A 24,364-nucleotide genomic window follows, 5' to 3' on the forward strand; every position below is an offset into this window, starting at 1 on the left:
AACTTAAATATTTATTTGTTGAAAAATAAATCACTCAAACGAGGTTCTTAAAATAATTTAATTGCTAATTGGCATCTATAGATTTAGACTTATCGTCTATTAGAAGTTTAAGTATAGATATAAGTTTATTTTTCTCCTCTTTATTAAGCCATTCCTTTGTTTTCTCTAACGACTTAAGTTGTTTATGAATTACTGATAATACAGGTAAATTTATTTGGTGTAACTGAGCGTAATCTAAAACATTAAAGATAATATACTGAGATTCAATCGGCCTACTTATTTTAAAATCATAATACATACTTGGATAATAGCCTTTTAATGTAGCAGTTACCGCAATAAGTTTCTCGATTTTATTTTCAATTAAAGCCCCATCTTTTTTTGCAGCTAAACAGACTTCATACATTATAGCTCTGGCGATATCTTGGTATTTTTTTTGAGTCGCAATAACATCAACGGATACATTAAGTAAAAGAGATAAACTGCTAAAAGGGGTGTTCCACAATAACTTAGACCAACGAATTATACGATGATTTTCAAAAAGATGTATTTGTGGAAACAGCCCATTAGAAAGATTTACCGTAGCTAATTGCTGTTTTATATATTCACAAGAAGAAAAATCGTGGCTTTTAAAAGGGGCTAAATTTAATTCACCTAAGTGGGTTATTTTGACATACCCAGGTTTTACTCGGATAGCGCCAATAGTTGTTACACCACATATAATTGTCTGTGTATTTATAAAAGTAGATAAATATTCCTCATTACCAATTCCATTTTGTAAAATAAGTAGTTTACTATTTGGTTTTAAAGTAGGAGGAAGAAATTTTTTCAGTAAATGATTTTCAGTGGTTTTTAGCGCAATAATTATAATATCAGCTTTGGGCAGTAGCTTATAATCCTTCTCAATTTGATGGGGCTTTACTTGCTTAACACTACCACTTGGCAATTCAATTTCATAGTACTTCTGGTCTTGTACAATAGAGAAGTCAGACTGTTCAAGATAACAAACATAGCTTCCTGCCAAAGAAAATAAACCACCATAAAACTTACCAATAGCGCCTGAGCCAATAACTGTAACTGATATCATTTTATTAGTTTTAAGCCAAATTTATGTTGATAAAACAAGAAAGTATATTAGCATTATTAAAGTTTAAAATAATTAATTTTTATGTATTGCTTGTTATATCCTTAACGATTTTATTGTTTTAAATCAAAAAAGAAATTGAGTTGATTAGGGCTTTTGAAAAGAAAATTGATAGGTGTAAAAATAATTACTTAATATTTCGTTAAGCTATTTTGTGTAAAATCCGAACATTTGTTGACTTGCTATACCACTTATGTTGAACATAGTAGAAAGTAACAATAGTTGTTACCAATCCTTATTAAATTCGCAAAATATATCGCCCAAATTAATACTTCCTAATGATTTCACTGAAAAAGTTTACGCTATTTTACATCAGCGTTTACAATTATTAAGCTCTATACCATCAGAAAATAACTTAAAAATTAATGAGATATGGCAGTTATATTTATTGTCTGGTCAATTAGAGCTAATCCATAAATTAAGTAATAATGCTATAGCCTCTTTAAGCGATAATTGGGGCGCGAATGCAGCTCATTATCTTGCTTGGTCTGGGAATGCCCAGGCACTTAAATGGATTAAGAGGCATCATGCTCAATTATTTGAAATTAACAATAAAAATGGTTGTACTATTGCTCATTATGCAGCTTGGTCAGGAAATTCAGAAGTATTAACCTGGGTTAAAAATTATTATCCTCATTTGCTTGAGCTTAAAGATAAGATTGGCTGTACTATTGCTCATTACGCAGCTTGGTCAGGGAATCCTGAAGCATTAACCTGGGTTAAAAATTATTATCCTCATTTGCTTGAGGTTAAAGATAAAACTGGCTGTACTATTGCTCATTATGCAGCTCGCTCGGGAAATCCTCAAGCACTTATTCGAGTAAAAAATTATTACCCTCAATTATTTGAAGTTAAAAATAGTTTAGGCTTAACTATCTCGCATTATGCCATGTTTAGTAATAATCCTGCACAACTCGATTTAGCCTTAACGTTAAGTAATACACCAAATACATTCGATATTGATATCATTTATCTATCTGATCCTACTCAGCAAAATAAGTGCTTGCAAACTATTGCTAAAATGCTAGATAGCAATGTCTCTTTAACGAGTATTAAATTCCCTAAAGATATTGCGCCAGCGATACAAAAAGCAATTGTAGATGAACTAACAATTAATAGGACAATCAAGGAGGTAACCCCTAAATTAGAGGAATTAATTAATAGTTCTTATGAAAGAAATAACCAGATTTCAAGCTTACCAATACCAACTTTATTTAACATCTTTAAAAGTGTATTACCTCTCAGCATATCTGATAAGAAAGTAAGTGTTTTATTTAACAATATGAGGACTTACTTAAATCCATCTCATCGCCACAATTATTTAAAAAATAAAATAATTGATTTAATTAACAATGAAATTAAATGGCTTTCAGCTTTTCAACTATCTAAATTTTTGGGTTTAGTAGAAGGCAGTGAAGATAAAGTTGCCGCACTTGAGCAAATAAGAGAAATGATTACTAATAATAATTACACTTCTTTAGATGAATTAAAAAAATTTATTATTGGTATTTTCGCTTCCTATCAAGATATTTTAAAAAATCAAAGCTATTTACTTTCTCTATTTCAAACAAAGCAACAAACTAGCTCCTGCCATGTAATTGACGCTTGTTATAAACTTTTAGATATTAAACCAAAATTTAATTCGCAAGTAGTTTAATGAATAACTTCAGCATTTTCCTACTTGTTAAAGTTTAAAGCCTTTTAAAATTAAGGTTATTCACAAAATCTGGGGATAACTCTGTGTGGTATTTGGAGAAAACACTTAATTACCCAGATTTTAAGGGTTGATTTGATTAATTAAGGTTTTGATAAGATTGCTTATTTAAAACTCATGGTTATCATAAATCAATAATAGGTTGGGTTAAACGAAGTGCAGGCCAACAAATTATAAAGATTTTACATGCCCTAAGACTGAAATTGTTGGGCTGCGCTATGCTTAGCCCAATCTACGTGGACTAATATAATCTTTAAAATTTAACTGTTCCACTAAAGCTGGTTATTTATTCATTTTTTCTAAATTAATTAACCATTCTTTACGGGCTATTCCACCACCATAACCGCTTAACTGGCCATTTTTATTAATAACACGATGACATGGAATAATAATAGCTAATTGATTTGCACCATTGGCTTGTGCAACTGCTCTAAAAGCTGCGGGTTTTCCAATAGCTTTGGCAATATCTAAATAAGTTCGTGTTTCACCCGTAGGAATCTTTTTTAATGCGTCCCATACTTTTTGTTGAAAAGGGGTACCTAGAAGGAATATAGGCGTTTTAAAAGTCTGCAATTTACCATCAAAGTATGCAGTTAATTCCTTTTCTATAGATGTAATAGGAGAGGTTTTTCCTGGTAAAATAGACGCTTTTGTTTTAGCTTTCAAACTTTCTATTTCTCGTTCTAGGCCCCGACGATCAACAAATTCTAAAAGATATAATGCCGAGTCAGAACTAATTACAATCATCGGTCCAAGTTTTGTATCAAGCCATGATGCGTATAAAATGAATTTATGCTCTGAGTGTGATGGTGCAATACCTAAATGGCGAGAAAAAGCTTCTCTTAATCCACTCCCTGACTCATAACCTATTGTCAACTGAGTATTAATTATGGAATCGCCTTTGCGAATTTGCTTCATTGCAATTCCCAATCTACGCGCTCTAGCATAAGCAACAAAAGTCATACCAAATCTTTTTTTAAATTGACGGCGGGCAGTCGAAGCATCAACAGAAATTTGCTGAAAGTCACTTTCTTTCCATCTTTTTTCCGGATTATCTTCAACAGCTTTGACAAGAAATTGAATAAGATGAGAAACCTCATTGGGAGGAGATAGAGGTTGACAACGTTTGCAAGGTCTATATCCCGTTAATAAAGCATCCTGGGCTTTATTAAAAAATTCACAATGTTCAAACTTAGGTTTTCTAGCTGCACAGGTTGGTCGACAAAATACGCCAGTTGTCTTAACCCCGACAAAAAAGATACCTTCATAATTCGTATCTTTATTTATTAAAGCTTGATAATACTCTTGATATTTATTCATAAAGATAAATTTTTATAAACTAGCCTTGTCTTATAGTATAAATTTTTTAATAGCGGGTTGCCGCCGAAAACCAGGCACCAATTTTTAAAGTTATTTCGGCTTTTATTATTGCTACAAATTTCTTCGGAAAAATTTACAAACTGACAAAGTTTAATATTTGACATTTTAAATTAGTATGTCTAAATTATTTTCATTTTTTGTTATTTATGAGAAATAAATCTGAACCTACGCCGCTTGGAGTGAATTATTATAACAATATTACCGGCAGTGACTTACGTGGTATTAGCACCCCCTCAGAAAATGTTGCTTGGATAAGTGGAAATAATGGTACGATTATCTGCACGATTGATGGCGGATTAACCTGGAGTATTAAAAAAATTCCGGGTACTGAAAAATTAGATTTTCGTGATATTAAAGCATTTGATGAACATACAGCCTATGTAATGAGTGTTGGTTATGGGCAAGATTCTTGTATTTATAAAACTAACAATGGTGGACAAACCTGGACATTACAATTACAAGGTCAACATTCAGCAGAATTTTTTAATTGTATGGCTTTTTGGAATCAACATCATGGCCTAGTTCTTTGCGATCCCCAAGAAGATAGATTTAAGCTTTATACAATAAAAGATGGAGACAATTGGTTACCTATCCCTTCAGATTCAATACTAACAGCTTCTGATAACGAAGGTGCATTTGCTGCAAGTGGTAGTTGTATGACTGTCTATAGTGATACAAATGTATGGTTTGGTACTGGTGTCAATAATGCTCGTGTTTTTAAAAGTACTGATAGTGGATTTAATTGGACGGTAGCGGAAACACCGATTAAAAAAGAAAACAACTCTTCAGGCATTTTTTCTATTGCATTTTCAGATTTAAAGCATGGAATGATTGCTGGAGGTGATTTTAAAAATCCCAATATTGGCGGTCCAAACTTAGCTGTGACGATTGATGGCGGTGCTACTTGGAAGAGTTTGGATATTTCTCCACAGCATTATTGGTCAGCTATTTCGTTCACGCAAGATAAGCACAATTTTATGGTAGTCGGCTCAACCCATGCTGGTTACGCATCAAGTTTTTTTGGTAATCCATTAACTATAAAAAATGTTTGTAAAACAGATAATGAGTCAACAGCTAGTGACTCAGGCTTAACTTGGGAAAGAGCATTAAATAATGTTAATTTAAATGCATTTAGTTTTTGGAAAAAAGACAGTGCACTTGCTGTGGGGCCCAAAGGCAACATTGCTGAAATTAAAATACCTGGTCAAAAAATGTGAATAAGAAAACCTAATCTTTTTAAATAAGCGTAGGTTGGGCTAAATGAAGTGCAGCCCAACAATTTTGCCATATATGTATAGCCTATTCATCACATTTGTTGGTTTGCATTATGCTTAGCCTAACCTACATTTGCTTTTTATCTATACGCCAGTGCTGTAGGATTATTATAAAGAAGGGATACCGAAAATAAGATGAGTAGAAATCGTCTAGGGAGAGATAAACCAAAACATTAACATTCTAGGAATTTATAATGAAAATTACTGATGATAATGATACTTCAACAGAAGAAAGTATTTTAACTAAATTACCCAAGGATGTTCGAGGCTATCTATTTGGCTTCTTTAATCAAAAAGACCTACGTACGATTGCTATCGCAAACAAAAAGCTAAAAGAATATTCTACTGAAAAACTTAATGAATTGACTGACAAATATAAATCTAATATTTTTTATACAGTAGGAAATCCTATTCAATTTTCTGATAATACTTCTAGTCACTATATTTTAGACTTATTTCCTCAATTTACCTATAGAAATAAGATACCCCCTATAGAAATATATAACTCCTTTAGTGTAAAAAATATTGAAAGCCTAAGGCTTTTCGCAAATGAAGATGATGCCTACGAGTATTCTAGGTTTTTAAGAACTGGAAGTCATTTAAACAACGGTGAGGAAGCATTTCAGTCTGCTATTTTTAAAGTTAATTATTTAAAAGAAGTAAATCGTTGTAGTAAAAGAAAAGAAACTATAATCATTAATCCTAATTGTCATTCTACTATATATGACTTAAATGAGCGTTCTAGAGATATTGAATTTTTTGAGGCAAAGAGATTTGATGTAATTCCTTTGAAGGGAATATTGAAAATTCATTTGCAAGAAAAAGAAAAATTTCGTGATTATGGAACCGTAAATTTTTCAAGTTTTAAAAAAGAAAATAACTATTTTAATTTTAATAGCTGTAATATTTGCTGAAAAATTATTACATGTTAACTATAGGCTTAACTTATTTTTATTATCCAATTATATTTTATATTAATGTAAATGAATGGGTACGAATAATTAATTGTTCTTGCTGAAATCGTTGCTCTAAACAGATGCGATAACTATGCCACCAATCAAGCGAAAAATGATCATCCATAATTTCAAAAATAATTAACTCATCTATTACAATTTTGTCATTTTCCTTTTGCCAAAAACCTTGCATAGGAGCACGCGTATAAGCAGTTAATCCACCAAATTCTTTTATTAACTCATCGTATGTTTGTTTGAATAATTTCTTGGGAAATTTTTTCTTTTGATTATCATAAACAGGTAAGAATAATTCGATAAGATGCATATTGCTCCTCGGCAGGCCTTTAACTATATATTTTTAAAATTATACCTATTATCTTTTATTTTAAATATTAAATTTTACTTAGTTTGGAATTGTTCATTATTTTATAAAACTGTTATTTTTAAATTTACATCCCCTATAAATAAATCACTATTTCCTTGACTTGAGCATTTTTAATTTAATAGACTGCAAAAAAATTATAATAAAAATAGAGGCTTGGCATGCAAAATAAATTTCTACCTTATATGCAAGGGTGTTTTGAATCTTTAGCAAAACAAGATCCCCACTTATTCAAGCTGATAGAAGAAGAACATCAAAGGCAGAATAATTCTCTTATTCTAGTTGCTTCATCCGGCGTTGCCTATCCGTCCGTCATTGCTGCTAGTACTAGTGATATCACCAATTTAACTTTAGAAGGTTATATTGGTAATCGCTTTCATGCTGGTTGTGAAGTGATTGATCAAATAGAGCACTTGGCTATTGAAAGAGCAAAGCTAGTTTTTAAAGCACGCTATGCTAATGTCCAACCCCTAAGTGCAGCCATTGCTAATAATGGGCTACTTTTTAGCTTATTAAATGCTAACGATACAATATTAGGAATGCACCTTGATGCAGGAGGGCATTTAACCCATGGAGCCAAAGCTTCGATTTCAGGTAAATACTTTAATGCAATCTCGTATGGGGTGAACTCAGAAGGTTTAATTGATTACGATGAAGTAAGGGCTTTAGCAAAAACGCATCAACCAAAACTTATTATTTGTGGTGCTAGTGCTTATCCTAGACTTATTGACTATAAGATTTTTCGTGAAATCGCTGATGAAGTAGGAAGTTATTTGTTAGCTGATATTTCGCATATAGCTGGTTTAATTGCTGCTGAACTCATACCAAGTCCTATTGATGACGCGCATTTTGTTGTCACTAGTACTTCTAAGCAATTATATGGCCCACGGGGCGGTTTAATTTTAATGGGTAAAGATGCTGATACTATTGTTAATGGTAAAACTTTAGCTAATCTTGTGCAAAATAGCATCTTTCCAGGTATTCAGGGTGCTCCTAATTTAGCTTCCGTTACCGCTAAGACTGTTATGTTTGGAGAAATATTATCAAATAATACTTTTCTACCCATGATGAAACGAGTACAAGCAAATGCACAATACTTAGCTAATGCATTAACTGAAAAAGGGTATCGGGTTGTGGCTGGAGGAACAGATACACATATGGTGCTTGTTGATGTGTTTTCTTCAAAAGCAATGACTGGGTTTGTTGCTGAAAAGGCATTAGAACAATGTCGAGTTATTGTAAATAAAAACAGAATACCAGAAGATCAACATTCTGTTTTTGTCACCAGCGGAATTAGGTTCGGTACTAATACTATTGCCTATCAGGGTATGGAAAAAGAAGGTGTAATAGCTTGTGTTGACATTGTAGATAAGATACTTTCTGCAACTCAGTATCTAGATAAAAAGAAATTTGAATTAAACCCTAAAATAGCGCAAGAAGTTAAGGAAGAGATAATTCATATTAAACAAAATTTATGTAATCAGAATATGAAAATAAGTAGAAAACATGAGTCTTTCGCAGAGAGCTTAGTCTAATTTTTTATTTTAAGGAATGTGATGTTTTCTATAGTAATTAGCATCCTGTTACTACATTTAGGATTTGTAGCTTTGCCTGGGCCAGATTTTGCAATAGCTTTGAATACAAGTCTTACAAATGGAAGAAAAGCAGGAATCTTATGTGCCAGTGGTATTGCTACTGGCATGTTACTAAATGGCTTAATAAGTTTTTTATTAGGCTCAGCTATTAATAAGAATTACCCTAAACTTTATTTTTTATTTATATCTTTGGGGCTTTTATATTTATTTTATATTGGTTTTAGTTTGATACTTAAATTTTATTTTTCTGATAGAAATATTTATTATAAACCTGCTCCTATTCAATTAAAAAAATCATTCCTCACAGGTTTTATTACGAATCTAACCAATATAAAAATTACACTTTTCTTTACTTCTATTTTGCCATTATTTATGAGTTTGAATAAATATTTTCAATTTCTTGCCTTAGCAAGTATTGGCATAACTACTTTTGCCTGGTTTAGTTTTGTAGCATATTTTTGTGATAAGAAAATTAAAACCATCTTTATTAATAAAATTCACCAGGTCGAATTAGTAATGGGCATCATTATAATTATATTTGCTATAGCAACTTTTTATAAGTTTGTAATGTAGATTCTAATATACTAGAGATTTAAAATTACCTGAATGTTAGGCAACGTCCCTGAAGTCTTGTCTAACGAAACTTAGCTGAGCTATATTCCTCTTGCATAATATGTTGCTGCTGATACTTTATTACTTCTTGTTGACATTCTGTTGTTTGGTAGTTAGAGCTTTGCAAATCTAAAACAGTTTCATTTGCATGATTAACAATGGTCGTATCAATACGCTTATCTTGTAATAAACGCTTAACACAGGCTAAGTGACCACGTTCCACTGCATCATGAAGTGCAGTATAACCAACATTATCTTGTTTATTGATATCTAATTTAGGGTCAGCTAAAAACAAATTAAGAACTGCTACATCACCAATTGATGTCGCCATAAATAAAATAGGTTCAGTTGACCCCATGGTTGCATTAATATTAATGCTTGGAGTTTTTAAAAGCATTTTAACAATTTCAAAAGCCTCTTCATATTCTTTTCCCTTTTTTCCAGCGATGTTTCGTATTGCATCTGTTAAAGGTGTTGTGCAATAGAGATTACTGCAATTAGTTACTTTAATATTTGGGTAAGCAATTAGGCAGCCACGAATAGCATGTACGTCATTTAAACGAATAGCAACAATTAGATTATCAATATCTTCCCGAATGACACCTGGATTGCTTGCTTTAAATTTTTCAAAATAACTAAGATCTTCTGCACGCTCTTGCTTCTTCTTTTCAAGCATCTTTCTTAAACTTTCATCTTTGGTCATGCTAACTAAAGAGTCACCTCGATAAGGGGACTTAAATAACGTACCTGGATATTGAGATAATAAAATTACCGTCTTAGGATGTTCATATTGTAATGCTAACACTGAAGGTGTAGTGCCATTTACATCACACGCGTCTGGACTTACGCCACCATAATAGACCAAATTACTAATATTTTCGTTATTACCACTTCTTGCTGCAGCGTGAATGGCAGTACTGTAGTTGTGTGTTGGTTTATTTATAATTTCTGGGTAAACATCCATAAGTAACTGCAAAATTTTTGGATCTTTACTGCCAGCATAATAGGCGCTGTACTCACTCGGTTTAGCCTTATGCTTAAGTAAAGCTTCAACTAAATCTACTTTATTAGCTTTAATAGCGTAGTCTAAGGGATTATCGTAATCTATTCTGCTGGTACTTGCACCTGCTTTAATTAACAGATCAATCATTTCGACAGACTTTACTAAACATAAAGCTTCTTGATCAAACCAGTTGGTTTGATTGACTGCTTGTGGAAATAGCTTAATGAGTTTGGAGGCAAGCTCTAAATTGTTATTTTTTACAGCAAAGTGTAATAAAGGGTAACCTTGAAAAATTTGTTTTTCAAATAACCACGAACTTAATTCATTTAAGTCTTCGGCAGTTACATTATCATTAAGAAAGTGATTTAGTATTATTAAACGATGACTCATATTGGGGTTTAAAATAATACCGAGCGCTTGTATTTGTTTATCGAACTTCTCGGTAGAATCACCCTTAGTTCTTAGCTTCCACTGATGCAGCATAAATTCAGCTTGCATGATCTCTTGATTTGCTTCGGAATTAAAATGATTTTTTATTAATTCTTTGACAGCTTGTGCTTTTTCTTCGGGTATTAATTTCTGGATAATTAATCGCATAAATAAATGTGGAAGAAAAGGGTGATTCGCATTGCGTGAAATAAATTCTGCTAAATAAAATTGTTCAAAAAATGATATTGTATCTGTATATAATTCATCTGCAATATCTTCTGGTAAAAATAACCGATACTTTACTTTCAAAGCGATAAGCATACTTGCTAGGCTACAATTACCGACAGTTTGAAACTTTCCTGCAATTGTATTAGCAAATGTTAAACCTAATATTTCATGTAATTCATGTTGAATATAAGATTTATTTGATTCATAGTTACTTTTGTTAAAAAGCTTATCTAGAACTGCTTCATTTAAATTTTCATGCTTAGATATTTTATAATGTTCAGTGGTTGCATCTGTACTACAGCCACCGCCATTATTACGGTAAAAATCATCTTGTTGAATAATGATATCTATCGCATGCTCAGGCCAGCCTGTAATTATTTCAGCACCTAAATTTTTACTATCAGTTAGTACTGAGGAAAGTAAGCTAGCTTTAGACGAATTTAATGACGGATAGTAATTATTCCAAGATGAAGACAAAAAATAAAAGCGCATTGCCTTGATTGTCATATTCCTTACTTGCTTAATGGACTCGAGATGGTCAGCATGTTTTCCATTTTGCTCACAATCTTTGACATACGCATTCATTAAATGGACTATAAAAGGGGCAGTATCAGAATAATTGCTGCCCGTTAACTTAATACTATTAGCACTATTAGTTGCTATCGAGCCACCTAAGGAAAATAAATGGCCAAACATTTTACAATCTCGTCCAATATCAGGAGTATTTTTAGATTGAAGACATTTTTCTTCCCAAGCCAACATTGCTTCATCAAAGCAATTTAAATCAAATAAGGATTCATTCAAATAATTTATCGCTTGTAGTTGCTCCTTACTATTTTCTTGGGTTAGGTCTTTAATATGTTTAGTCGCTAAACTTAAATCAAATTTAGGGTTGAGCTCTTTAAGCTTAGTGTATATTTCATCCCGCTCATAAGAATGTTCTTTAAGAGCAGCACAAGCTAAGCAGTATTCCAGATCTATATCAATATTTGCTTCAACTAGCGCCTTAATTAAAGGTAGTATTGTTGACTCTGTGACACGTTTTTGACGAAACTCATTAAAGCAATCTGATATAATTTTTTTAAGAAGACTGTTGTATTCTTTTTTATTTTTACATATTTCGAGAATGTTTTTAAATTCAGAGATAATACTGTAGTCTGAACTTTTTAATAGTTCACTTAAAATAGTTTTACCATTTAAGCTCTTTTCAAAAAATAAAGGTGGATGTAGTTTTAAAACCTCTAACAACAATATTTTATTCGCATACTCTGATCGGCCTGCTTTATTTTCATTAATCAAATCTATTACAGATTTACCATCCTTGTTTTTATATAAAACATTAATTCCTTTTTCTATAAATGATTTAGCTATTTCTTCAGCTGAATATTTACAATGAAGAATTGCCAGTTGCAGATAGTTATTGCCATCATCATCTAAACTATGGACGTTAAATTGCTCATGATTAATAAATGCATTAATTAATGCTTTATCCGTATATTCATCATTTGATAATAATTGTGCTAACGCGGTTTGCCCTTTACTATTTTTAATATTGGGATTAGTTTTAGCATTTTTAACTATATGAGGAACATACTCTCTATAAGAATATGAATTCTCCGAAAGCATGTGCAGTAATATTGAATTATATTTGGAGGTTTTCTGATTAGGATTAAAGTCTTTATGTTTTATTAATTTTTGCAAAGATTCTTGGTGTTGGAAGAAACTTGAATTTAAGATTAATTCAAAAAGAGTTAAATCTCCTCCCAATGGCTGATTAATATCAAAATGCTCATCCTCAAACAAGAAATCCAAAACTTGACTTGTATAAAAATCATTATGTTTTAAATAACAACTGAGAAAACTCATACCTTCATTATCAACAGTATTTAATGGGGCTCCAGCTTTTACTAATGTTTGTACATAATCCTGGAAATTTATGTTTTTTACATGCTTTGACTTAGCTAATACATGCAAGACTGAATCACCCTCATCGGTAAGTTCAGTCACTGTAAAATTTTCTTCGCGAAGTTTACTTAAAATTTCATTAGGTTGGTTTATATTATTCAGTAAATCTAGTAGCTTTGAACTTAGCATTTTTTTACCAATGTGTTTTTAAAGCCGGCTAGTGTAGCAGCCAAATATTAATGGAATATTAAGCATTAAAGATTAAATTTGCTCAGAAGGAATTATATAAACTCTTTAGAGTAGGGTTAGTAATCTAATTAATTTATATTAATTATTAAATATTACTCATTGATGAGCTCGAAGGCGTGTTGGTAAAAGAAGTAGAATAACTAGCATATTTTAAAAGTAAAAACTTAATTATTTTATTAAGTACTATACAAAATGTAGTTGCACATAGTAATACGATAAACATACGAGTAAAAGTATGACTATAATGCTGTTTTAACTCAACTATAGTCATAGATTCGGACGCAATAGCAGTAAGATTGGCTAACTTACCAGATAAATAAGCTCCAATTCCTAATGAAACAAAGAAAATTCCCATCATAGTACTTACCTTCTCTCGGCTAGCTAGTGTCGTTATTGCGGCAAGGCCAACTGGTGAAAGTAATAATTCGGCAATTGAAATTAATAAATAAGTAGGTATAAAAAGTAAAGGCGATAATAAAATATTGGAATTTTCAGAAAAATGACAAACTAAAAGAATAAAAACATAAGCTAATGTTGTAAAACACATGGCTAGTAAAAATTTATTACCAGTCCTCATACCACTTTGCTCAAGGGTTAACTTTCTCTTATTTTTAGACATGAAATAGCCAAAAAATAACATACCAAAACTTTGAATGCTTACATAGTAGGGCGGGGGGAACTTTATGCCCAGTAAAGTAGGTTTAACAACGCGAGCAATAAATAAAGTTAAGGATAAAAACATTTGAAAGTAAAAAGCCCAAAACATGACCGAAATAAAACAAAGCAGACCTATCACCATTGTTTGATTGGCTTGCTTCGTGGGTTCATGAATATAAGTTAATACGAGATAACTTAATGATAATAAAACAACAAAGCCAAATGCTAAATCAGCAAAATGTGGATAAAATAAGATAAAGAAGGAAAGAGACCAAAGAATAGCAATCAATAAAGCAGCTTTAATTATCTTATTTGGAGAATATTGATATTGTTGATAATCTCTAATTTTATAGTACTTAGAGCCCATAATAAATACTAAAGCTGCAATAACCATACCGATAGCAGCACTTGTAAAAGCAACAGGCCAACCAAAGTAGAGATTTAAGTAACTTGGTAGGGTGGTGCCTAATATAATCCCTGAAGTTATACCCATGTAAAAAATAGTAAATCCACTCTCTCTTTGTGGTGAATCAGTATCATAGGCGTTTCCTAAAAGAGAAGAAATATTAGGTTTAAGTAATCCGGTGCCGACAGCGACCCCTGCTAAAGCTGTAATTAAGCCTTGCGTAGAAGTAACAAAAGCTAAAGCAATATAACTAATAAATAAAAAGAAAGCACCGGTAATGATAGTTCGTTTTTGACCAAGCAATTGATCAGCAATCCAACCACCAATAATGGGTGAAAGATAGGTAAGTGCTGTAAACGAACCTACTAAGGCGTAAACCTGTTTGTCTGGCCATTTAAAATGTAATGCCATATATAATGCAAGCAGAGACTGAACAACATAAAAGCCGTAACGCTCCCACATTTCGGTTGCAAAGAATACGCGTAATGCTGGTGGTTGTTTAATAGTATTTTCCACGTAAGTTTATTTTTATAACTGGAATAATGTTATATTAACATAAATGTTTGTCTATTTTGTACGCTGCTTGTAAAAAATAATTATCTCTTTGATGCCTGAAAATATTCTTTCTAATGCAAAGAGAAGGTTAGCTATTATGGTAAATTAAACATTTTGATATCTTAAGTTTATTTTTACGACTTATTTCGGTTAAATGATTTTACTTTTCTCTTTAAAGGAATCTTTTTAATTAATAATTTTCAATTGATCTCTTATGCGAATGAGTCAATAATTTGCAACTAATGAAAATAAGGATGATTTATAACTATGGAAAGTGAAAAAAGGCAGATAAAAGCTAAAACTGGCTTAACACTAGAAGCTAAAAGTTGGCTAACAGAGGCTGCTTTAAGGATGCTTTGTAATAATCTTGATCCAGACGTTGCTGAAGCGCCAGAGTCTTTAATCGTCTATGGAGGTTTAGGACGTGCAGCACGTAATTGGGAGTCATTTGATAAAATTGTTGAAGTACTTAAGCAATTAGATGACAACCATACTCTCCTTATTCAATCTGGAAAACCTGTAGGCGTATTTCCAACTCATAAAGATGCACCACGTGTTTTAATTGCTAATTCTAATATTGTACCTCATTGGGCAACTTGGTCTCACTTTAATGAATTAGAACATAAGGGCTTGATGATGTATGGGCAAATGACAGCAGGAAGTTGGATTTACATTGGCTCCCAAGGAATTGTTCAAGGCACATATGAAACATTCAGTGCTGCGGCTAAAAAACATTTTAATGGTGATTTAAAAGGTCATTGGATACTCACGGCAGGACTCGGTGGCATGGGAGGCGCGCAACCTTTAGCAGCTGTTATGGCTGGTGCTAGTATGCTTGCTGTTGAATGTGATTTAAGCCGTATTAAAAAACGCCTACAAACACGCTATCTTGATTGTTATACAGATAATCTTGATGAGGCTTTACAATTAATCGCTGACTCTTGCCAGAAAAAAGAACCCTTATCAGTAGGGTTATTAGGAAATGCTGCTGAAATATATCCAGAGTTATTGCATCGAAAAGTAAAGCCTTCTTTAATTACAGATCAGACAAGTGCCCATGACCCTCTAAATGGTTATTTACCTAAGGGTTGGTCATTAGAAAAAGCAGAATTTATGCGCAAAACATCACCTGATGAAGTTGTTAGCGCTGCAAAGCAATCTATGGCTCTACAAGTAAAAGCCATGATTGGTTTTAAAGAGCAAGGTGTCGCTGTATTCGATTATGGCAATAATATCCGTCAGATGGCTTATGAAGAAAATGTTAAAAATGCATTTGATATTCAGGGCTTTGTACCGGCTTATATAAGACCCTTATTTTGTGAAGGCATTGGACCTTTTCGTTGGGTAGCACTTTCTGGTGATCCTAATGATATTTATGCAACAGATAAAAAAGTAAAAGAATTAATTCCGGATGATAAGCATTTGCATCGTTGGTTAGACATGGCTCGAGAAAAAATTGCCTTTCAAGGCTTACCCGCAAGAATTTGTTGGTTGGGTCTTAAAGATAGAGCGCGTATAGGGCTTGCTTTTAATGAAATGGTAAAAAATAAAGAAGTAAAAGCACCAATTGTTATAGGGCGCGATCATTTAGATTCAGGCTCGGTTGCCAGTCCTAATCGTGAAACAGAAGGGATGCGAGATGGTAGCGATGCTGTTTCTGATTGGCCATTTTTAAATGCGTTATTAAACTGCGCAAGTGGCGCAACGTGGGTTAGTATTCACCATGGTGGTGGGGTTGGTATGGGGTTTTCTCAGCATGCAGGGGTTGTCATTGTGGCTGATGGCACTGAAGAAGCAGCAAGACGTCTACAAAGGGTGTTGCATAATGATCCTGCCACCGGTGTTATGCGACATGCTGATGCAGGTTATGAAATAGCTAAGCAATGTGCCAAAGAAAATCAATTATGGTTACCAATGTTATAAAGGGAGTTATCAGGATGGCAGAGTCTTTTGAGCTGAATCCGGGGCAATTAAATTTACAAGATATTTATTTCTTGCTAAACACTAGGGCAAAAATTACACTTAGCCCATCCTGCTTGCAACCGATTGAAAGCTCTAATAAAACGGTTAAAAAAATTATTGCTGATGAAAAAACTGTTTACGGTATAAACACGGGTTTTGGATCACTTGCTTATCAAAGAATATCCTCAGAAAAATTATATCAATTACAACGCAATATTGTTTTATCTCATGCATGCGGTTGTGGTGAATTATTAGATGATGATATTGTGGCCCTCATTTTATTATTAAAAATAAATGCCTTAGCTTGTGGTTATTCTGGGGTACGTAAAGAATTAATAGAAGCATTGCTAAGCCTTTATAATCAACAAATTTATCCTTGCATTCCTGCGATGGGATCAGTAGGCGCTTCAGGAGATTTAGCGCCTTTAGCACATTTATCTTTGCCTTTAATAGGCGAAGGAGAAGTGCGTTTTGAAGGCGAAATTTTATTATCAAAAGATGATAAAATAAGAGAGCGTATACCTGTTTTAGCTTTAGGCCCTAAAGAAGGTTTAGCGTTATTAAATGGTTTGCAAGTATCAACTTCTTTATGCCTTAAAGCGCTGTTTGATACAGACTTATTATTTAAAACTGCATTAATAGCTGGTAGCCTTTCTGTGGATGCTGCTAGAGGTAGTGATAGTCCTTTCGATGATCGTATACATCTTATTCGTGGTCATGAAACCCAACGTCTTGTTGCAAGTCTCTATCGATTATTTTTATCTGGCAGTCAAATTAGAGAGTCGCATCGATTATGTAATCGGGTCCAGGATCCCTATTCTCTTCGCTGCCAGCCCCAAATAATGGGTGCTATTTTACATCAAATACAATTTGTAGCGCAGACGTTGCAAATTGAAGCTAATGCGGTAACTGATAATCCTCTCGTGTTTGCAGCAGAAGGTGATATTTTATCAGGAGGAAATTTTCATGGTGAAATCATTGCTATGGCAGCTGATAATTTAGCTTTAGCAATAGCTGAGATTGGCGCAAATGCTGAAAGGCGTATAGCACTTTTAATCGATCATCATTTCAGTGGCTTACCTGCTTTTTTAGTCAAAGATTGTGGTCTAAATTCAGGTTTTATGATAGCTCATGTCACAGCCGCTGCTTGTGCTAGTGATAATAAAGCTTTAGCACATCCTCACTCAGTTGATAGTTTGCCTACTTCAGCCAACCAAGAAGATCATGTCTCAATGGCCACAAATGCAGCTAGACGTTTAAATAATATGATCTCTAATACCGCAACCATTTTAGCAATTGAATTATTAGCAGCCTGTCAGGGTTTAGAGTTCCATGCACCCTTACAAACCTCACCACTTCTTAAGGAGGTTTACGAAAAAGTACGTATACATGTTTCAGCTTTTGAGCAGGACCGCTATTTTGCGCCAGATATTGCCATAACTAAAGAAAAAGTTTTACAGGGCGAATTTAAAAATTATGTGACCGAAAATTTCTTCTAATAGAATTAAAGGATAATCGTGACTGATCAAGATGAGTTACTATCTAGTTTTGAAAATCATCAACGTTTATTTGCTAGTCATCCTTATTTACCGGTGGCAACTAGATTAAAGCATTTGCGCTTATTAAAAAAAATGTTACAACATCATGCCCTTGGCTTAGCAGAAACTATTAATACAGATTATATGCATCGTGCCCGTGAAGAAACGTTACTTCTTGAAATTTTCCCAACCATTAATGCTATTAATTATTGTTTAAAAAACTTAAAAAAATGGGTAAAACCTAGAAAAAGGAAAATAGATTGGTACTTTGGGACTGGAAAGGCACACATTATAGCGCAACCCATTGGTGTGATAGGAATTATTGCACCTTGGAATTATCCTATTTTTCTATCCATGGTGCCACTGGCATATGGCTTGGCTGCTGGTAACCAAGTCATGATTAAAATGTCTGAATTTACGCCCAATGTAGGACAAAAACTGCAAGAACTTATTGAGCTTATACCAGGCTTAAATGAGTATGTTAGTATCCATAATGGGGATATTGCTTATGCAGAAAAATTTACTAGCTTGCCATTTGCTCACTTATTATTTACTGGCTCTACATCAATTGGTAAAAAAGTAATGGCTACGGCCAGTAAAAATTTAACGCCGGTTACCTTAGAGTTAGGTGGAAAATCACCGACAATTATTTCTTCTTCCGCTAATGCTCGTTTTTTAAATAGAATTTTTATGGGTAAATTGTTTAATGCTGGTCAGACTTGCCTGGCACCGGACTTTTTATTAATTGCCAGAAAATGGGAAAACGACATAGAAAGATTAGCAACTCAATTTATGCAAAAGCATTACCCTGATATGACTGATAGTAAGCAGTATTCTAATATTATTTCTAATAAACATAGCGAAAGGCTTTTAAGTTTATTAGAAGATGCTCGCGCGAAAGGGGGCAATATTGTTCAACTGGGCGATTTAAAAGAAAGTAGGCGTGCTTTACCTCTTTACTTAATTTTTAATGCAAATTCAACCATGCAGCTTATGAAGGAAGAAATATTTGGGCCATTATTGCCTATCATTGTTTATGATACCTTTAAAGAGGCTGTAGATTTTATATCATCCTTACCCAACCCATTGGCTATTTATTATTTTGGCAATGACAATTTAGAAGTTAATCAATTACAATATGAAACATTATCAGGTGCTCTCGCTATAAATGATACAGTGACGCAAGCGGCTATTGATGATTTGCCATTTGGCGGCGTTGGCCAAAGTGGAATAGGGCGATATCATGGTCAAGAAGGTTTTGATACTTTTTCTAATTTAAAACCCATTTTTAAGCAGGGCAGGTTATCAGCAATCACATTCTTTTACCCACCTTATGGTAAATTATTGTATTATTTTCTTAAGCTTTGGGCTGGTATCCGTTTTTCAAAAAATAGTTTAGATAAGTAATTAAGCTATTGACATAGGTGTATGTTAATTATTATGACAGTTGAAATATTTACTGATGGCGCATGTAAAGGTAATCCCGGTCCCGGTGGCTGGGGCGCTTTGCTTAGATTTAATGGCCAAGAGAAAAAAATTTATGGTGGCGAGACCCTTACCACCAATAATCGTATGGAATTAACAGCGGCTATAAAAGCCTTACAAGCATTAAAACGACCTTGTACAGTAGAGCTATATACAGACTCGCAATATCTACGCCAAGGCATGACCACATGGCTTATGGGCTGGAAAAAAAATGGTTGGCGCAATTCTAAAAAAGAACCTGTCAAAAATGCGGATCTTTGGCAACAACTTGATGAATTAGCAAATCAGCATAAAATTAATTGGCATTGGGTAAGAGGACATAATGGTCATTATGAAAATGAATTAGCTGATGCTTTAGCAAATCAAGGCATACTTGAAGCTGTAAAATAACTAATTTAGGCTATTATTTAAATAAATATTTTTATTAGCAATGTAAAATTAGGTTATTCATTGCTAATCAATTAATTAATTTTTATCTTAGGATGTCTAATGCGGCAAATAGTTTTAGATACAGAAACAACTGGGATTGATCCCCAAAATGGGCATCGAATTATTGAAATAGGTTGTGTAGAATTAATTGATAGAAAGCTGACTGGTAATAATTATCATGTTTATTTAAATCCTGAACGAGAAGTAGATGAGGGGGCGTTTAAAGTTCATGGTATTAGTACGGAATTTCTTGCTGATAAACCAAAATTTTGTGACGTTGTCGAAGAATTAATTGCTTTTATCAAAGATGCAGAGCTTATTATTCATAATGCGGCTTTTGATATTGGCTTTTTAAATGCTGAGTTGACTTTACTTAAGCATCCTCACCAAATGCATAAGTATTGTAAAGTGCTAGATACTCTTTTGTTAGCTCGCGAGAAACACCCCGGGCAACGCAATAGTTTAGACGCCCTTTGTAAACGTTATGAAATAGATAATTCAAATCGTCAATTGCATGGCGCTTTGCTTGATGCTGAGATTCTAGCACTTGTCTACTTAGCGATGACTGGCGGTCAGACTAGTTTGTTTGAAGATAACCTTGAGCGCGTCGAGTCAGCAATTGTTGGTGCTACAGTTAATGAAGCAACACTTAAGAGCTCTTCACCCATTATTTATGCTACTGAACAAGAAATAGCTAACCATCAAGAATTTATTGATTTTTTAGTGAAGAAATCTGGTATTAATCATTGGGAAGATGAAAAGAATTAATTCAACTAGTTGTCATAAGAATTAGCAAAATAGTTGTATAGCCGGCTTTTTGACTAATTAAATCTATAATTTAGCTCCGTAGTTTTCCATTGTATTCATTTATTTTAATTCGTATAAAGAAGAGCAATCTTTAGCTTTTTTACTAGTGGTAGAACTATTGATTTAAATTAAAATTTTATGGATAGAGTAGAAATAAAAGTAGATATAGCCTATTTGCTATAATTCTTATATTGTTCCAATCTTAAAATACGGATATCTACTATGTCAGATATAACTATTATTGAGTTTTTGACTGCATTAGAATTTGCTCCTAGTATTTCTAAAATGGCTAAAAATTTAGGAATTTCTGGACCACGAGTTCAAGCACTACTTTGTCTTTTAGGAAATAATTTAGAAGGAGTAATGAAATTAAGTGAAGGCAGGATAGATGCATTGAAAGGGAACTTTAAAAATAAAAATTTATTTGATTATTTATTAAATAGGGATGATTTTGGTTTATTAAGTCAACAAGACTTATTAAAAATTTCACCATATGTGAATAAAAGTTTATTAGCAGCAGTGTTTTCATGCGCCCATGACACACTAGAAGGGGAATTAAAAAATAAAGGTTTAAGTATCGATAACCTTCAAAAAAGGTCTATAAATGGGAATGATTATATCCAGGTTCACAAATTTATTATATATGTAAATAATTTACGTATAACCAACCAATTATCAAATAATACTCTTAATTCCCAGTCTAGTTCTTTTGGCTCTAGAGGGTCAATTGTCTCATTTCAATCTACAAATGTGGAAGGAGTAGATTTAATTGAGGATAAGCTGGACTTTTTATTAAATCATTTATTAGATATAAATCTAGATGATATCGCAGCATTAGAATTTTGGATTGCAGATTTGACTAAAGCTTTAATACCCATTACTCAAGCAAATTCAACGCAGGCAGGTATTGTTAGGGAGATTTTTAAAGCCTTTACCCGATCGTCGCATGATCCTAATCCATTTATTGATAAGTTATTAAGGGATATTACCAGTAAATTAATTGCTCCGGCTCCGATCTTAAGTGCTTTAGGTGAGGGGTATGATCAATATGTAAAAACTTATAAGCGTCCATCTGGATTACCATTCCCCAATAGCATTTTTTTTATGAATAGTCAGACGAAAAATTATTCAAAAGGTGCTCCAGAAGATACCCCAGATTCATCTTCTTTTGAGCCTCCCGCGCAACTAATGCCAGATGCCTTTTCGGAAAAGGAGAGAAGACCTTCTAAGGTTAGGCGTTTTGATTCTTTTTTTTCGCCATCAACAGCTAACAATATTCTTTCAACACTTGCAAAGCTTGCATTGAAATTTTCAGCTATAAAATTTACATCTCCAAGCGCAGATGAGGAATTTGAAACTTGGCTTAAAGATTTAGGAGGATTATTGCAATCATTTGATATAGTTGAAGAAAAAACAAAAATTGAAATATTGGCTGCTGCTTTACCCTATAATTTCGATAACCCTGAATTTAGAACTTCATTACTTTTAGCGAATACAAAAACAACTGATGAGAATTTTTATTTATTAATTGAGGCGATGTTCTTTAAATATCCTTCTTTTAACAAGACCCCACCTCGTTGATATTATCGTTAATGAGATCGCATCACCTGTAAAATATTTCGGTTAAGTAGTATTAAGATCTAGTAGGGTAAATATTTAAGTGAAGCATTTCAAAATTAATTAAGACAAATACGGCATGAATAAATTTTCATCCTACCTAAATGGCGATTTGTTATTTAAAAATGAACTAAATTTAATTAAAAATTTTATAGATTGTTATATATTTTAAACTGAATTAAAACCAAGGAGGAAGTATCATGCTAACTGCAGACGAAGCAAAAAAGTTGTGGGATTTGGTGGAGCCTTTAGAAACAGCAATGTTGGTAACGTTGGAAAATAATATTTTACAAGCTCGCCCTATGTATTTAGCTCAAAAAGAGTTTGATGGAACATTTTACTTTTTTACAGAGCATCCCTCTGAAAAAACGGAAGCTCTGGAGCATAAATCGGAAGTATGTTTAGCTTTTAGTTCTCCTAAGTCACAAACGTTTGTATCTGTTTCTGGACAAGCATCCTTGTGCCAAGATAGAGGGTTAATTGCTAAATTATGGAATCCTTTTGTGGCTTCTTGGTTTCCGCAGGGGAAGGAATCACCTTTAGTCGCTTTGATAAAAGTTGAGTCTTTTCAAGCTGAATATTGGCAAGGAAAGGGTACAAAGGTTATACAGTTATTTAAATATGGCAAAGCTTACTTAACTGGCAAACGTCCTGATGTTGGAGAGCATGGACATTTGTAATGAATTAATTGTCATCAAGTAGCTTAGAAAGGCTACTTGATGGTTAGCTAAATTGTATAGTTGATTTAATTATGACGGTAAATCTGTCATTTCTTTAAAATAAGAACACGTGTATTTTTATAAATACCTATCGCTAATTAGCAGTTTCCAACTTATCAAATAAGTGCCAGCATAGACATATAAATTTTTAATACCTAATAGGAAAATTAAATTTATTGTTAATTCAATAACTTATTATTCATTATCTAAAAATAAATTATAAATTGAATATAAAGTAAGCAAATAGATTAAAAAATGTTCTATATTTAAGATAACTTCAATAAAGATAGGACTCATTATGGAAGCTGAGTTAAGAATAAGTCGTTTTGTGGTCTATTTTTTTTCCTTTTCTCTTATTTCCTATTCATCAGTAAGTTTTGCTAATACATTCATATTTAACCCGAAAAAATTAAGTTGGTCTGCTGTTAATCATAATGGTAAAGTAGTTCGCAGTGGTAAAGCCTCGGGAGGTAGTCGATATTGTAAAGATGTAAAAAGAGCCTGTAAAACCCCATCAGGTACTTATAGGGTTATTAGTAAACAAGGGCCAGAATGTCGCTCAAGTCGCTATCCTTTAGGTAAAGGCGGATCACCCATGCCTTACTGTATGTTTTTTTCAAAAAACTATGCTATTCATGGCTCCTATGATGTACCGAATTATAATGCTAGCCATGGCTGTATACGTGTAAGGCCTCATGATGCTAGGTGGTTAAGTAACAACTTCATTCAAATAGGCACAAAAGTTGTTATACATCCTTATTAACCTGGTAAAAATCATTAACTATTCATCTTCAATGCTAAAGGAAGAACCACAGCCACATGTGGTTTTAGCATTGGGATTGCGAATTACAAATTGCTCGCCTTGAATGCCTTTTATGTAATCTATTTCTGCTTCGTGTAGGAATTGATAACTCATTGAATCAACAAGTAATTTAACAGAGGATCTTCCATCTGAGCAAGACTGTGTAATCACTGTGTCATCAGGTTGAATCGTTTCATCAAAAGTAAATCCATACTGAAATCCTGAGCAGCCACCGCCTGTAATATAAACCCGTAAATTTAAATTAGGGTTATCTTCTTCCGCAATTAAAGAAGCGACTTTATTCGCAGCATTAACAGAGAAGTGGAGGCCTGCTTTAGGATGCTCTAGTGCGGTAGGTGATGCAGTAGCATTACTCATTATCTACTCCTGAAAAAAATAATTAGGAAAATTGCTATTAGGTATTAATTAATTCTTGTCAATTAATACTAATATACAGAACCAAAGTAATTAATAATTAATTATATTGTAACACTTAACCTGGATTTTTGTGCTTGTTCATCA

19 protein-coding genes are annotated in these 24,364 nt (G+C 33.1%); 13 read left to right on the forward strand and 6 right to left on the reverse strand.

Features of this window, described 5'->3' with window-relative positions; all coding sequences use genetic code 11:
- Positions 1–64: 64 nt before the first annotated feature.
- Positions 65–1,084, reverse strand: a complete 1,020-nt coding sequence (locus DYH30_RS06950) for a 2-dehydropantoate 2-reductase (RefSeq protein ID WP_115330956.1) — start codon at positions 1,082–1,084, stop codon at positions 65–67.
- A 250-nt stretch (positions 1,085–1,334) separates the two neighbouring features.
- Between DYH30_RS06950 and DYH30_RS06955 the strand changes: the two genes are divergently transcribed.
- Complete coding sequence (locus DYH30_RS06955) at positions 1,335–2,798, forward strand: ankyrin repeat domain-containing protein (protein ID WP_115330957.1); 1,464 nt, start codon at positions 1,335–1,337, stop codon at positions 2,796–2,798.
- Between the two features lie 339 nt (positions 2,799–3,137).
- Here the strand turns inward: DYH30_RS06955 and DYH30_RS06960 are convergent, their stop codons facing one another.
- Positions 3,138–4,175 (reverse strand): bifunctional transcriptional activator/DNA repair enzyme AdaA, encoded by a 1,038-nt coding sequence (locus tag DYH30_RS06960; RefSeq protein ID WP_115330958.1) that lies wholly within the window; start codon positions 4,173–4,175, stop codon positions 3,138–3,140.
- 206 nt (positions 4,176–4,381) lie between these two features.
- On the opposite strand from DYH30_RS06960, the gene DYH30_RS06965 reads away from it, so the two are divergent.
- Positions 4,382–5,452, forward strand: a complete 1,071-nt coding sequence (locus tag DYH30_RS06965) for a WD40/YVTN/BNR-like repeat-containing protein (RefSeq protein ID WP_115330959.1) — start codon at positions 4,382–4,384, stop codon at positions 5,450–5,452.
- A 251-nt stretch (positions 5,453–5,703) separates the two neighbouring features.
- Complete coding sequence (locus tag DYH30_RS06970; RefSeq protein ID WP_115330960.1) at positions 5,704–6,423, forward strand: hypothetical protein; 720 nt, start codon at positions 5,704–5,706, stop codon at positions 6,421–6,423.
- Positions 6,424–6,478: 55 nt separating this feature from the next.
- Here DYH30_RS06970 and DYH30_RS06975 read toward each other — a convergent pair whose 3' ends face one another.
- On the reverse strand, positions 6,479–6,787 hold the full coding sequence (locus DYH30_RS06975; RefSeq protein ID WP_115330961.1) for a hypothetical protein: 309 nt from the start codon (positions 6,785–6,787) through the stop codon (positions 6,479–6,481).
- 218 nt (positions 6,788–7,005) lie between these two features.
- Between DYH30_RS06975 and DYH30_RS06980 the strand changes: the two genes are divergently transcribed.
- The gene (locus DYH30_RS06980; protein WP_207385756.1) at positions 7,006–8,379 is read left to right on the forward strand and encodes a serine hydroxymethyltransferase; all 1,374 of its coding nucleotides are present in this window, start codon (positions 7,006–7,008) and stop codon (positions 8,377–8,379) included.
- 21 nt (positions 8,380–8,400) lie between these two features.
- A complete protein-coding gene (locus tag DYH30_RS06985; protein ID WP_115330962.1) occupies positions 8,401–9,012 on the forward strand; it encodes a LysE family translocator in 612 nt (203 codons plus the stop codon).
- Positions 9,013–9,073: 61 nt separating this feature from the next.
- Here the strand turns inward: DYH30_RS06985 and DYH30_RS06990 are convergent, their stop codons facing one another.
- Positions 9,074–12,805, reverse strand: a complete 3,732-nt coding sequence (locus DYH30_RS06990; RefSeq protein WP_115330963.1) for an ankyrin repeat domain-containing protein — start codon at positions 12,803–12,805, stop codon at positions 9,074–9,076.
- A 145-nt stretch (positions 12,806–12,950) separates the two neighbouring features.
- Positions 12,951–14,444, reverse strand: a complete 1,494-nt coding sequence (locus DYH30_RS06995) for a peptide MFS transporter (protein ID WP_115330964.1) — start codon at positions 14,442–14,444, stop codon at positions 12,951–12,953.
- 306 nt (positions 14,445–14,750) lie between these two features.
- On the opposite strand from DYH30_RS06995, the gene hutU reads away from it, so the two are divergent.
- The 8 genes from hutU to DYH30_RS07035 all read left to right on the forward strand — a co-directional run bounded on the left by hutU (position 14,751) and on the right by DYH30_RS07035 (position 23,803).
- The gene (hutU, locus tag DYH30_RS07000; RefSeq protein WP_115330965.1) at positions 14,751–16,406 is read left to right on the forward strand and encodes a urocanate hydratase; all 1,656 of its coding nucleotides are present in this window, start codon (positions 14,751–14,753) and stop codon (positions 16,404–16,406) included.
- A 14-nt stretch (positions 16,407–16,420) separates the two neighbouring features.
- Positions 16,421–17,944: a histidine ammonia-lyase gene (gene hutH, locus DYH30_RS07005; protein ID WP_115330966.1), complete on the forward strand. Its 1,524-nt coding sequence runs from the start codon at positions 16,421–16,423 to the stop codon at positions 17,942–17,944.
- An 18-nt stretch (positions 17,945–17,962) separates the two neighbouring features.
- Positions 17,963–19,390: an aldehyde dehydrogenase family protein gene (locus DYH30_RS07010; protein WP_115330967.1), complete on the forward strand. Its 1,428-nt coding sequence runs from the start codon at positions 17,963–17,965 to the stop codon at positions 19,388–19,390.
- Positions 19,391–19,423: 33 nt separating this feature from the next.
- Positions 19,424–19,858, forward strand: coding sequence for a ribonuclease HI (gene rnhA, locus DYH30_RS07015; protein ID WP_115332522.1), 435 nt, complete (start codon positions 19,424–19,426; stop codon positions 19,856–19,858).
- A 99-nt stretch (positions 19,859–19,957) separates the two neighbouring features.
- Positions 19,958–20,665, forward strand: a complete 708-nt coding sequence (gene dnaQ / locus DYH30_RS07020; protein ID WP_115330968.1) for a DNA polymerase III subunit epsilon — start codon at positions 19,958–19,960, stop codon at positions 20,663–20,665.
- A gap of 324 nt (positions 20,666–20,989) precedes the next feature.
- Positions 20,990–22,285: a hypothetical protein gene (locus DYH30_RS07025; RefSeq protein ID WP_147285957.1), complete on the forward strand. Its 1,296-nt coding sequence runs from the start codon at positions 20,990–20,992 to the stop codon at positions 22,283–22,285.
- 236 nt (positions 22,286–22,521) lie between these two features.
- Positions 22,522–23,001, forward strand: a complete 480-nt coding sequence (locus DYH30_RS07030; RefSeq protein WP_115330970.1) for a pyridoxamine 5'-phosphate oxidase family protein — start codon at positions 22,522–22,524, stop codon at positions 22,999–23,001.
- 337 nt (positions 23,002–23,338) lie between these two features.
- Complete coding sequence (locus DYH30_RS07035) at positions 23,339–23,803, forward strand: L,D-transpeptidase (protein WP_115330971.1); 465 nt, start codon at positions 23,339–23,341, stop codon at positions 23,801–23,803.
- Between the two features lie 18 nt (positions 23,804–23,821).
- Here DYH30_RS07035 and erpA read toward each other — a convergent pair whose 3' ends face one another.
- Positions 23,822–24,220 carry an iron-sulfur cluster insertion protein ErpA gene (gene erpA, locus DYH30_RS07040; RefSeq protein WP_115330972.1) on the reverse strand — a complete coding sequence of 133 codons (399 nt, stop codon included), beginning with the start codon at positions 24,218–24,220 and terminating at the stop codon, positions 23,822–23,824.
- Positions 24,221–24,364: the final 144 nt, after the last annotated feature.

Origin of the sequence: Legionella busanensis, from assembly GCF_900461525.1 — a bacterium.
Taxonomy (GTDB): domain Bacteria; phylum Pseudomonadota; class Gammaproteobacteria; order Legionellales; family Legionellaceae; genus Legionella_C; species Legionella_C busanensis.